Origin of the sequence: Acinetobacter lactucae (assembly GCF_013344765.1) — a bacterium.
GTDB classification, from domain to species: Bacteria; Pseudomonadota; Gammaproteobacteria; order Pseudomonadales; family Moraxellaceae; genus Acinetobacter; species Acinetobacter lactucae_A.
Genome location: NZ_JABVBF010000115.1, coordinates 1 through 11,241 on the forward strand (window position 1 = coordinate 1; position 11,241 = coordinate 11,241).

The following is an 11,241-nucleotide window of genomic DNA, read 5'->3' on the forward strand; positions in this document are numbered from 1 at the left end:
TCGTTGGTTAGTATATAAGAGTAATTTTAAGTCGTTTATTAAAAATGAAAGATCTATAGGGGTCTCATAGTTGCTAAAAGAAGTACCATTGATAGTAACAGCTAATAAGAATAAGTTATTCTCAGGTTCATATTTTTTGATTGAGAAGTAAAATTCTTTTTTACCTAGATCTTTCATTAATATCTAACTCTTTTATTTTATGTTTAAGAAAACTAGATAAAATTTTCACTCCATTTTTTGTCTAATTCTTTTAAATCATTATATGCTTTTTCAAATTCATCCAATGAAAAAATTAACCGAGGAGCAAAAGGAGAGGTTTCCCAGACTACGGATGTCACAACATCATGAATATGCGTAAAGGCACGTCCAAAACGAGCCCATACGACCTCATCTGCTGAAACAACTTGTTCAACCATAATTACGTTGCACACTAGATCTAAATCATCAGGGCAAACTAAAATTGGAACTACTGTTGAAATAGTTTCATTTTCGTAAGCTTCTGGTTTAAGAAGTTGCCATGCATTACTTAATGCCAAATTACTATCATAATCATATAACCAACCTTGAGCTGGAACTAAGCTTTCTGCGAGATCAGTAATGTGGGTATTTTGATGCACCCATATATTTAATGGAATATTATCAATTACAAGAATAGGGAATGGTTTTAAATTACCACTAGCATCTTTTATGCATCCCTCAATTGAATGTTCATTTTTAAGAGTAGCTGAGATAGTATTCATATTTATAAGTTAATGTGAGTTAAGCAAATATAATATATTCTATTTAATAGATTAACGAATCTAATCTAATGAAAAATAATATTTATTTAATTATTTTCTATCCAATATCACATTGACACTCTAAACCCCTCCGATTATCCTTTGCCTGCTGGCCTACATTGCCAGTCAGCTTTTGACAGAGCTGGTACAAAAGGCGCACAACAACGTTTCGTTTTGTGCGTTCTCTTAAATCACGCCTTTATGGTGAGGCTAGGAGGGGCACGCTTGCGTGCGCTGGTTTCCTTTTGTACCAGTCTGTCAACCCTTCTAGTCTTGCCACCATTATTTGACAGTAATTGGTAAGACTCTTCTAAATCAAAAGGAGTCCGCTCATGCGTACTATTTCTTCTTTATTGGCCTTTGCCAAACTCTCTCTTATACCGCCTAACTGGTCTTTAAAACGGTTTAATCGGCTCTAGGTTTTCTACGATCTTATTAGCTCGTTACGACTAAAAAATCATAGCAACAATAAAACTCGAGATAGCTCAGGCACATTTTTGTGCTGCTTTTGCATGCCTTTTTTAACACTCATTTTAAGAGTGACGGCATTTTTATCTCATTTATATACAACAAAAAATTATTTTAAGCGGTATATCTATGCCAAATTTAGAATCTTCATTTAGAGCACTCAGAGTGCTTCACACAGCAAAAGACTTATTTAATCAATATGGTTTTCATAAGGTCGGGGTCGACCAAATTATTGTGGAAGCCAAAGTTGCCAAAGCCACTTTTTACAACGACTTTCACTCAAAAGCGCGACTCATCGAGATGTGTCTCACTTTCCAGAAAGATGCTCTAAAAGACAAAGTATTTTCAATTATCAATTCCTACAATGAACAAATGGTGCTTGATAAACTTAAGGAGATTTACTTTTTACATGCCAATTTAGAAGGGTTTTACCGTTTGCCATTTAAGGCAATTTTTGAAATTGAAAAGCTTTATCCAGTTGCCTATAAAATTGTGGTTGACTACAGAAACTGGTTTATTGACGAAATATATAAGCTGCTTTTAACACTCAAATCGACTGCTTTAGTCCAAGATGCCTATATGTTTTTATTTATGATTGATGGTGCAATGGTCCAGCTTTTAGATAAAAATGCGGCAGATGAAAGAGATCGGTTGTTGGATTATTTCTTTTTAAATTTTGCTTAAGCGACAAAACTCACCTAAGAAAAAGCCTCCTAACAAGGAGGCCTTTTATTTTAAATACGATAGCTGCTTAGCTTAATGTCGCAGGTTTTGCAGCCTGTGTCATTCCTTCAAAATATTGAACAGCAGGCGAGCGAGCCATATAAGCTAAAGCTTGCTCGGTGTCACCTTCATGGATTGGGTTAAATTTTGGGGAAACCCATCTTAACGTCGCTTTCCATAAATATTTAATGGTCGGTAGGTTGTCTGAGCGAGTCGCAGTTTTTTCAAATTCACGAATAATTTTGAAGTAGCCACGGCGCATCAACTTTTGAATCTCTTCGTGCTCTAAATCTTGCTTGCCTAAACTACGGGCAAAGTCGGCAAGGAAGTAAATAAACAGTGGGAAAACTGCTGCCATAATCACTTGGCGCGACACATAAAAACCAAACTTGTTTGTTAAGAGGTGTTCAAATAAATCGTAAGCAACACAGCGATGTTCAACTTCTTCGGCCAAATGCCAACGGAATAAATCTGCCATAGTAGGGTCGGCTTTGTCCCAAGACTTACTGTCGAGTGTCCACTGACCAATGGTTCCGGTAAAGTGCTCGATTGCCGCAATCACACCTACCCGAAAAAGTAACCAATATTCATCGAGCTTTTCACCTTTTAAAAAAGGCATACCTAAAGGTTTGTCACCCAATAAAATGTTAAACACAAAATGGGCACGATTGAGTGTTTCTTGAATGTCGTAGCCATTTTCACGTAAGAAATCCTGAGCTTTTTCATGCGCACGTGCATGGGCAGCTTCTTGGCGAACAAAGCCAATTACATCTTGTTTTAATGTTTCATCGGTAATCAAGGGAAGGGTTTTATTAAACACGCGGCAAAACCAAAACTCACCAGCCGGCAAGAGCATGTTAATGCCATTAGCGACATGTGAGCATAGCGGATCATTTGGCATCCAGCAGACAGACGACTCGGCAAAATCAAAATGTACTTTTCTTGCTTTAAGTTGATGATTCCCTGTGATCATATACGTCACCCTATTCATAATTGTTCATTTAATGCGAATGGACAATTTTTAGCATTAAGTAAAATCGATCACCATGTGAGTAAAGGACAAAAACATCTAACAAAAGGCTTATAGAGATAAAAAAGGTCTAAATCAGAGATTTGATAAATAAAAAGGCTCCTTACGAAAAGGAGCCTCCAGTTTGGGAGTTAGGCTATAAAGTTTTAAGCCTATTTATTTTTATAAGCAGAACCGCTTTATTATAAATTTCACATTAAGCCACGTAATCGTGCTTAAAACTCTAGATCGCTTGCCACTGATCTTTAACTTCTTGTGAGTTTTTATTGAGGATGACTTGGTTTTCTTTTACTTCGCCAATCCATCCAGTAGGAATAAGGTGATGTTGACCGCTTTCATCTCGGGTGAGTTTGAGTTGGTTTTCACCATCCAGATGGTCGACTGTTCCTACTTTAGTACCACAAGAAGCAATAACGTCTGCGTGTTTTTTAATATCATTAATATTTAAAGTGCTCATTTTAGACCTCTTCTTTGGAAATAGAAAAACGGTAAGAACTAAACTACTTTAAATAATCGATTAAATGTTGAGTTTTTAATAAACCTTACATGATCGGATTATAAGTTCACTTAATAGGTGCATTTGAATAACAATGAAATAATTAGATATAAATCTAATAATATTTATCTTTTTATTACAATTTACGTGTTTAATTAAACAGATGTGTTCAGATAGTGTTAATTCAATACTTTTAAATAATTAATCGTAATGAATATCAAAATACCTATAAACATGACGATATTGAGTATCTTAAGTGAATTTGAAGCTGCCTCAGCTGAAGTTAAAAGTAAGCTGCGTATTAGTTTGCTCTATCAATTGATTAATGTAGCGAAAAATTTACCCCATCCAGCTTCGGGTCATACCTATCAACGCTGGCAACTTTTTGGGCAGATTGCTGGGGTCGATTTAAGTCTAGCTAAGCTTTTTGAATCTCATTGCGATGCCTTAAGTATTTTAAATGAATTGGGCTATCAACAAGAAATAGATAACAAGACTTGGGCGGTTTGGGCAGCCGATGGCGGACCAGCACCTTTGCAAGTCACTAACGACCTTTGTAATGGCATAAAACCTTGGTGCTCTGGTGCTGAGTTTATCCAAAAAGCTTTAATGAGTTATAAAGATCAGCAAGGGCAGGCGCAGCTTTGTATTGCCGATTTAAGCCATCCCTCTATTACGACCGATTTAAACCACTGGCAGGCGGTAGGCATGTATGCAACACAGACCGCGCAAGTAACTTTTAAAAATACGCCTGTTCAATCGGTTGGTGAGCCAAACAGTTATTTAAAACGCCCAGGTTTTTGGCATGGCGCAGCAGGTGTTGCGGCTTGTTGGTATGGTGCCGCCGTGCGTCTAGCTGGTTATTTGCAAGAAAGTTGTCAGGCAAATCCTAATCCGTATAAAAAATTGTATTTAGGCGAGGCCGCTCAGCAATTAGAAATCACCAAACAATATTTTCAATATGTTGCCGAGTTGATTGACCATGAACCAACGCTAAGCCATGAGCGGGAAATACGAATTTTACGTGCCCAAACAGAACAATGCTGTCTGAGCATTATTGAACGAGTAGGGAAAGCCTTAGGCGCTCGACCTTTTTGTGAAGATGCAACATTTGCTCAGCTCATGGCCGATTTGCCTGTGTTTATCAGACAAAGTCATGCAGCTTTTGACTACCAGCAAATTGCAGAACTCTGTGTGTCGGAGCAAAGCCTATGGGAACTTTAAAACATCCTTTGGTTGAAGATCGCGTTATTTTTGGTGAGGGAACGGCCAAAGAGCAATGGTTAAAGGCATTTAAAGATCATCCGCTAGCGCCTTTAGATCTTGAGTTATTTCGTTCTAAAAGGGTGGTGATTGTCTCTCCACATCCTGATGATGAAGTGCTTGGCTGTGGCGGGTTGATGCAGCAACTCATCGAACTGAATTGTAAGATTCTAATTTTAGCTGTGAGTAACGGCACACAGAGCCATCCTAAATCTACAAAATATCCTCCAGATCAGCTCAATGTTCTTCGTCCGCAAGAAAGCTTGGCTGCCTTAAAGTGTTTAGGCGCAGCAGAGTCAACCGAGCATGTAGAGTTTAATTTGTTAGATGGTCAAATTCATTTACAAACCGAGCAACTCTGGCAGAGTTTAGATCAGATGGTTCAAGCCGAAGATATTCTAATTTGTAGTTATGAATTTGATGGACATCCAGATCATGAAGCAGTAGGGAAAACCGTACAAGCTTATGCGACTGCGAAGCAATTACTATGTTTACACGTATTAATCTGGGCTTGGCATTGGGCAAAGCCTTTAGATCCACGAATTGATTGGCACCGAGCAAAAGCATTTTCATTAACACAAGAACAGCTAACTAAAAAACATCAAGCAATTTTGCAGTTTAAAACCCAACTAGAAGCAGATGAAAGCACGGGGAATGCCGCAGTGCTATCTTCAAGTGCGATTAATCGTCTTTTAATGCCTTATGAGGTTTATTTGAGTGATTCATTCTCGCATGTACTTTGAAGATTTATATCGTCATAACAGTGATCCATGGGGCTATGACGCTCATTGGTATGAAGCACGTAAAAGACAAATTTGTCTCGCACTGCTGACAAAACCCCGCTATCCAAAGGTGTTAGAAGTGGGCTGTTCGAACGGACATTTAAGTTTTCATTTAGCACAAAGAGCTGAGCAATTGGTCTGTATAGATGTTTCTGAGAGTGCTGTTCGCTTGGCGTCTGAACGTCTAAAAGAATTTGAGCATGTTGTTGTTGAGAATAGAAAAATACCCGAAGACTACACAATTCAAAAATTTGATCTCATCTTAATTAGTGAGATGGCCTATTACCTGTCAGCAGATGAATTGCAGCAGTTTATTGAAAAGTTAAAAGATAGTTTAAATGATGACGGTGAAATTCTGTGTTGCCATTGGCGTCATGAAATTCAAGATTTTGAATTAAACGCTGAGCGAGTCCACCAAAGCTTTCAGCAACATTTTCCATTTCATCACTATCTCACCTTAAACGATCCAGATTTTATGATTGATCTGTGGACGGCCAATGCTTCCTCTTTAGCACAGCAGGAAAAACTCAGATGAAAATAGGCATTGTCATTCCAGCACATAATGAAGAGTACTATTTATCTGCCTGTCTGCAATCTATTCAGGTCGCTATAGATAACATTAGCGATTATGACGTAGAAGTGCTTGTTGTACTCGATAGCTGTACAGATCAGTCGCGGTTGATTGTACAAAGCCATCAAATCAATTGGATTGAATGTGACTACGCATGTGTTGGGCAGGCACGAGATTTAGGAATTCGTCATTTAATTGAAAGAGGGGTTACATGGATTGCATGTACAGATGCAGACACCGTCGTCAGTCCTGATTGGTTGCGCTACCAAATCCAGCATCAACCTACAGATGCAATTTGCGGTACTGTAACCCTAGACGATTTTAGTCATCTCTCTATCACTAAGCGGGAAAAATATTTAGCACATTATCAAGATGAGATGGACCATGCACATATTCACGGGGCAAATTTAAGTTTTAGCGCAGAGGTCTATCTTTTGGTTGGTGGCTTTGAGCCTATCTCATGTCATGAGGATGTATCTCTAATCAAAAAATTGATCAAGCATTGTTGCAATATTACTTGGAGTAATTTGGTTCGAGTGACAACGAGCAGTCGCTTAAATGGACGTGCGCCGCAGGGATTATCTTACTTTCTAAATAATCTCTAATGACTTTACATTGGTCTAAACCATGAGCCGATAAGGTTCTAAAATTAACAGGTCATAATTAAATTTGGGCAGGGTATATAACTTAGTTGTTGTATTTATGACTACATATGTAAACAAGTCTTATGATAAATGTTCTTAGCCCCTAAAATTCTAGAAAAGAAATTTTAAAGGTGTATAGGTTTGGATTTTTTAAATTTTTTCCGCGATATTCGGGTTCAGCTAAGTCATTATCCTTGGCTAGAGATGTTGGTTTCACTCACTATTTTGATTTTATTTGCAGCAATCGCAAATTTTATTGCCAAACGCGTTATTGTGCGGGGCGTTCGTCATTTAGTTACAAAGCTTAAATCACCAAATCAGTCTATTTTTGCTCAGCATAGCGTCATAAGAAGATTTGCAAATATTGTTCCTGCTGTTGTGATTATGAACGGTATTGCAACAGTGCCTCATCTATCTCCAAAGTTCATTGCTTTTGTAGAGATGGCTGCCCAAGCATTCATTTTTCTCACACTCGCGCTTACGGTTAGTGAAATATTAAACATATTTAATCTGATTTATCAGCGTAATCCAAAATCTAGAAACAAACCGATTAAAGGTTATTTACAGCTCGTTAAACTCATTTTATTTGTGGTGTGTGGCCTGATGATTTTGGGAACATTCCTTAAAAAGGATGTGTTCACTTTACTGGCAGGTTTTGGTGCGATGGCAGCGGTATTAATGCTGGTTTTCCAAAACACCATTTTGTCTTTGGTGGCGAGTGTCCAAATCGCTTCTTATGACATGGTGCGCATTGGCGACTGGATTGAAATGCCATCTTTAAATGCTGACGGTGATGTAATTGATATTTCACTGCATACAGTGACTGTGCAAAATTTTGATAAAACCTATACCACCATTCCAACCAATAAGCTGGTTACCGATACATTTAAAAACTGGCGAGGTATGAGCAATTCGGGTTGCCGTCGAATGAAGCGTTCACTTTTTATCGATCAAAGTAGCGTGCATTTCATGAGCGATGAAGAGCAACAAAAGCTCAAAGACTTTTTATTATTAGATCAATATCTTGATGCCAAGCAATCTGAAATTGAAGAATTCAATAAGCATTTAAGCAATCAATCTCGTTACAACAAGCGCCGTCTAACCAATATTGGGACATTTAGAGCCTATGTTGAATTTTACTTGCGCCAGCACAAGGGTATTGCTCAAAATCAAACCATTATTGTTCGTCAGTTACAGCCGACAAGCCAAGGTTTGCCGTTAGAGATTTATGCATTTACCAATACGATTGCATGGGTTTCTTATGAAGCAATTCAGTCAGATATTTTTGACCATTTAATTGCGATTCTTCCCGAGTTTGGTTTACGTGTTTACCAAGCACCTTCTGGTCATGATTTGCAAAGATTAACAGCAGAAATTCATCCAAGTTAAGTTTTAAGTTGTAAAGAACATCACCTAAATTATTTTGAAAAAGCTCCCAAATGGGGGCTTTTTTACTCATACTGTTCGCGAAAGATTATCCGGCAAACCAAATATTTTGATGATCACACATTGGGCTCAAATGCTTAATGCGGAGGTTGTCTTGCTCAAAATTACCGAAACCTCCGGCAATATCTAATTCGCTACCTAAGCTGATATGTTTACCTTTATAGCTTAAAGTTTCTTTTTCAGAATCCCACTGAGCAGTGTGTTCAGGAAAGATAATCAGGATATCGTTCACATAAAGACATTCTTGTTTTAACTGTAAAGGTCCTTTTAGGCGTGCTGAAGCAAAAATACCATTAGATTGATAAACAGGGAGTTTCACAGCACTCATATCGTTACCTGCTTCTTGTTGCTGACATCCTGTAAGAAGCGCAAAGATAACTATGCAGATTAATTTATTGTTAGTACCCAATTTTATTCCTTTAGGGGCTTCCATATAATTTTGATAGTAATGGACTAATGTTGCATATCAATCATTAGATTGTTAGAGAAGATTTCATTCTATTACCGTTTGAGCTTAACAAATTAAGACTTAAGAACTTTATTGACTGACGAAAGTCATCCTAAATTATAGTTTATTTATTTGTATATTGTTATCTTTTTCATTTGTGTCTTGAGGAGTGGTGTGCCGTGTCATCCACCAAAATATGAGCGCCAACAAACTAACACCTGCACCGAGTGCACACACGCCAAACCAACTAGCATATGCGTAAGTAGCGGTTGTACTGATCGCACCCAGTCCACTACCGATTGCATAAAATAGCATGTAGAGCCCAACAAGCCGGCTATGAGCTTCTGGACGAGTACGAAAAATCATACTCTGATTAGTCACATGTAAAGCTTGTCCACCCAAGTCTAGCAATACTATGCCAATCACCAGTGCCCAGAGCGAGTACGCCATGAGTGAAAGAGGACCCCATGCGATTAATAATATAACGAGTGCTGCTGCGCTTGTACGCTGAGCATATCCGTGGTCGGCCCATTGTCCCGCACGAGCAGCTGCCAGAGCACCAACGACTCCCACAAGACCAAAAGACCCAATAATCGTATGTGAAAAACTATAAGGTGGCTCACTCAATGGCAATACCAGTGCGCTCCAAAAAATATTGAATGCCGCGAACATGAGTAAAGCTAAGACACCGCGTACTTGAAGTACTTTTTCTTGGTGTAGCAGTTTTAACATAGAAGCCAGAAGCTGCGGGTAGCGCATTGAAACGGGCTGAACTTTTAAATGAGGAAGTCTTCTCCAAAGGGGGAACGCAATCATGAGCATGATTACGGCTGCACAAAAGTAAACGCCACGCCAACCCGCTACATCGCTAATTCCTCCTGAAAATACACGAGCAAGCAGTAAACCAATGAATACACCACTTTGTGCAGTGCCTACTACATGTCCTTGCTCATGTGGAGCCGCAGCACTCGCTGCATAAGCAATAAGCCCTTGTGTCATGGCTGTGCCCAGTAAACCCACTGCAAGCATTCCTGCCAAAAGAACAACAACAGAATGAGCAAATGCAACAACTAGCAATCCAGATACCAATGCTAAGAGTTGTATTGCCATTAAACGACGCCGATTTACAAGATCACCCAACGGCACCAGAAACACGAGGGCTAGTGCACAACCAATTTGCGTGGCTGTAACTACACCACCGATGGCGGCATGGCTAATGCTAAAGTCCGTAGCTAATATGTCGAGCAAAGGCTGTGCATAATAGACATTTGCTACGCTTGCACCACTTGCAATAGCAAACAGCAAAATTACGCTAAGAGGCATGCTCGAAAGCGGTTTATCGCTTTCGGCGGATGAAGTTGAAGATGCAAGAGAAGCTTTCATGGGCCTAAATCCATTTAATCTGGTTTTAAAATGCAACTAGTTGAATGTTAGATCTGCTAGTTTTAAAATGCAACTAGATAATTTGTTACTGATGATTGGTAAGGAAACTCAATGGCGAACTCTACACTGATGAAAGATGAACCTTGTCCTGTTGCGCGCTGCGTCAACCTCATAGGAGACCGCTGGTCACTGCTTATTGTGCGCGATGCTTTTGATGGAATGCGCCGTTTTGGAGATTTCCAGCGAAGCTTGGGCGTTGCGCGAAATATACTTTCTGACCGACTAAAAAAATTAGTCGATGCAGGCGTTCTTGAAATGCAAGATGCTTCGGATGGCACGGCTTATCAAGAATATGTGTTGACTGATAAAGGGGAGAGTTTGTTCCCAGTGATTGTGGCTTTGCGACAATGGGGAGAACAGAACCTATTTGAAAGTGGAGAGCGTCATTCTCTGTTAATTGATAAAAATACAGGTCGGCAAATTCCATTTATGGCGCCAGTCGCGGCAGATGGAACAGTGCTGAGAGCTTCTAATACTCAAGTGCAAAAGGTGAAATAAAATAAGACAAAACAAAAATAACCTTTTTTAACTTAAATTTGGGCAGATTAGTTGGTAACCTTGCGCGTCAAATTAAGGTGAGATTATGAGATTTATATTCCTCTTTATCAGCGCAATTTCAATTCAATGTTATGCGGCATCAGAAGCCATGGAACTTCATTACTGTGAAACTGTTAAAAAAGCAGCGAGTGGTGTGATGGATGCTAGACAACATGAAGTGCCAGCTAAAGAGTTACACGACATCGCCGATCATCTTGAAGAGCAACAAGCCAAACAACTTTATCAAGAGCTTATCAAATCTGCATATTCTTCAAAATTATTTGAAGACCCTCTCATTAAGTCAAAAGCTGTCGAGAACTTCCAAACCACGTGGCATGAACAATGTTTAGCAAAAGAATTAGCTAAAAATATATGAGGGTGTTGGTGAAAGTAGCTAACTAACCGATACTAGACCCCCCTAATTTTTTAAACTAGGTGGTTTTTTAATTTTGGAGAGAGGAACGAGATTCGAACTCGCGACCCTAACCTTGGCAAGGTTATAATAAATATTAAATAACAATGAGTTATATTTTAATGGTGCCGAAGTGGTGTCGAATAATTTTTTACAAAAGATTACTCAAAAATTAAAAAATTACTTCACAGATAACTTT

The 11,241-nt window shown here is 38.8% G+C and carries 13 protein-coding genes; 8 read left to right on the plus strand and 5 right to left on the minus strand.

What is annotated here, in order from left to right; all coding sequences use genetic code 11:
• Nucleotides 1–212: 212 nt before the first annotated feature.
• The gene (locus HUN22_RS11910; RefSeq protein ID WP_174729573.1) at nt 213–740 is read right to left on the minus strand and encodes a hypothetical protein; all 528 of its coding nucleotides are present in this window, start codon (nt 738–740) and stop codon (nt 213–215) included.
• A 636-nt stretch (nt 741–1,376) separates the two neighbouring features.
• Between HUN22_RS11910 and HUN22_RS11915 the strand changes: the two genes are divergently transcribed.
• Nucleotides 1,377–1,931, plus strand: coding sequence for a TetR/AcrR family transcriptional regulator (locus HUN22_RS11915; RefSeq protein ID WP_174729576.1), 555 nt, complete (start codon nt 1,377–1,379; stop codon nt 1,929–1,931).
• A 67-nt stretch (nt 1,932–1,998) separates the two neighbouring features.
• Here HUN22_RS11915 and HUN22_RS11920 read toward each other — a convergent pair whose 3' ends face one another.
• A complete protein-coding gene (locus HUN22_RS11920) occupies nt 1,999–2,943 on the minus strand; it encodes a metal-dependent hydrolase (protein ID WP_174729579.1) in 945 nt (314 codons plus the stop codon).
• Nucleotides 2,944–3,223: 280 nt separating this feature from the next.
• Entirely contained in the window at nt 3,224–3,457 is a 234-nt protein-coding gene (locus HUN22_RS11930) for a DUF2171 domain-containing protein (RefSeq protein ID WP_049837821.1), read from the minus strand.
• A gap of 249 nt (nt 3,458–3,706) precedes the next feature.
• On the opposite strand from HUN22_RS11930, the gene HUN22_RS11935 reads away from it, so the two are divergent.
• The 5 genes from HUN22_RS11935 (at nt 3,707) to HUN22_RS11955 (ending at nt 8,145) form a co-directional block, all read left to right on the plus strand.
• Nucleotides 3,707–4,720: an acyl-CoA dehydrogenase gene (locus tag HUN22_RS11935; protein ID WP_174729582.1), complete on the plus strand. Its 1,014-nt coding sequence runs from the start codon at nt 3,707–3,709 to the stop codon at nt 4,718–4,720.
• A complete protein-coding gene (locus tag HUN22_RS11940; RefSeq protein WP_174729585.1) occupies nt 4,708–5,502 on the plus strand; it encodes a PIG-L deacetylase family protein in 795 nt (264 codons plus the stop codon). The genes HUN22_RS11935 and HUN22_RS11940 overlap by 13 nt, the downstream gene beginning before the upstream one ends.
• Complete coding sequence (locus tag HUN22_RS11945) at nt 5,477–6,076, plus strand: class I SAM-dependent methyltransferase (RefSeq protein ID WP_174729588.1); 600 nt, start codon at nt 5,477–5,479, stop codon at nt 6,074–6,076. Before HUN22_RS11940 ends, HUN22_RS11945 begins: the two co-directional genes overlap by 26 nt.
• Entirely contained in the window at nt 6,073–6,717 is a 645-nt protein-coding gene (locus HUN22_RS11950; protein WP_174729591.1) for a glycosyltransferase, read from the plus strand. The genes HUN22_RS11945 and HUN22_RS11950 overlap by 4 nt, the downstream gene beginning before the upstream one ends.
• A gap of 180 nt (nt 6,718–6,897) precedes the next feature.
• Nucleotides 6,898–8,145, plus strand: a complete 1,248-nt coding sequence (locus HUN22_RS11955) for a mechanosensitive ion channel family protein (RefSeq protein WP_174729594.1) — start codon at nt 6,898–6,900, stop codon at nt 8,143–8,145.
• Between the two features lie 85 nt (nt 8,146–8,230).
• Here HUN22_RS11955 and HUN22_RS11960 read toward each other — a convergent pair whose 3' ends face one another.
• The gene (locus HUN22_RS11960) at nt 8,231–8,635 is read right to left on the minus strand and encodes a hypothetical protein (protein WP_174729597.1); all 405 of its coding nucleotides are present in this window, start codon (nt 8,633–8,635) and stop codon (nt 8,231–8,233) included.
• Nucleotides 8,636–8,767: 132 nt separating this feature from the next.
• Nucleotides 8,768–10,033, minus strand: coding sequence for an MFS transporter (locus tag HUN22_RS11965; RefSeq protein ID WP_174729600.1), 1,266 nt, complete (start codon nt 10,031–10,033; stop codon nt 8,768–8,770).
• A gap of 111 nt (nt 10,034–10,144) precedes the next feature.
• Here HUN22_RS11965 and HUN22_RS11970 point away from each other — a divergent pair, with 111 nt between their 5' ends.
• Both HUN22_RS11970 and HUN22_RS11975 read left to right on the plus strand, forming a co-directional pair.
• Nucleotides 10,145–10,591 (plus strand): winged helix-turn-helix transcriptional regulator, encoded by a 447-nt coding sequence (locus HUN22_RS11970; protein ID WP_174729603.1) that lies wholly within the window; start codon nt 10,145–10,147, stop codon nt 10,589–10,591.
• A gap of 85 nt (nt 10,592–10,676) precedes the next feature.
• The gene (locus tag HUN22_RS11975; RefSeq protein ID WP_004793524.1) at nt 10,677–11,006 is read left to right on the plus strand and encodes a hypothetical protein; all 330 of its coding nucleotides are present in this window, start codon (nt 10,677–10,679) and stop codon (nt 11,004–11,006) included.
• Nucleotides 11,007–11,241 lie beyond the last annotated feature (235 nt).

What these genes read in the sequence shown, in the direction of transcription:
- HUN22_RS11910 (WP_174729573.1), bottom strand. Translation starts at nt 740, where the DNA reads ATGAATACTATCTCAGCTACTCTTAAAAATGAACATTCAATTGAGGGA.
- HUN22_RS11915 (WP_174729576.1), top strand. Translation starts at nt 1,377, where the DNA reads ATGCCAAATTTAGAATCTTCATTTAGAGCACTCAGAGTGCTTCACACA.
- HUN22_RS11920 (WP_174729579.1), bottom strand. Translation starts at nt 2,943, where the DNA reads ATGATCACAGGGAATCATCAACTTAAAGCAAGAAAAGTACATTTTGAT.
- HUN22_RS11930 (WP_049837821.1), bottom strand. Translation starts at nt 3,457, where the DNA reads ATGAGCACTTTAAATATTAATGATATTAAAAAACACGCAGACGTTATT.
- HUN22_RS11935 (WP_174729582.1), top strand. Translation starts at nt 3,707, where the DNA reads ATGAATATCAAAATACCTATAAACATGACGATATTGAGTATCTTAAGT.
- HUN22_RS11940 (WP_174729585.1), top strand. Translation starts at nt 4,708, where the DNA reads ATGGGAACTTTAAAACATCCTTTGGTTGAAGATCGCGTTATTTTTGGT.
- HUN22_RS11950 (WP_174729591.1), top strand. Translation starts at nt 6,073, where the DNA reads ATGAAAATAGGCATTGTCATTCCAGCACATAATGAAGAGTACTATTTA.
- HUN22_RS11960 (WP_174729597.1), bottom strand. Translation starts at nt 8,635, where the DNA reads ATGGAAGCCCCTAAAGGAATAAAATTGGGTACTAACAATAAATTAATC.
- HUN22_RS11965 (WP_174729600.1), bottom strand. Translation starts at nt 10,033, where the DNA reads ATGAAAGCTTCTCTTGCATCTTCAACTTCATCCGCCGAAAGCGATAAA.
- HUN22_RS11970 (WP_174729603.1), top strand. Translation starts at nt 10,145, where the DNA reads ATGGCGAACTCTACACTGATGAAAGATGAACCTTGTCCTGTTGCGCGC.
- HUN22_RS11975 (WP_004793524.1), top strand. Translation starts at nt 10,677, where the DNA reads ATGAGATTTATATTCCTCTTTATCAGCGCAATTTCAATTCAATGTTAT.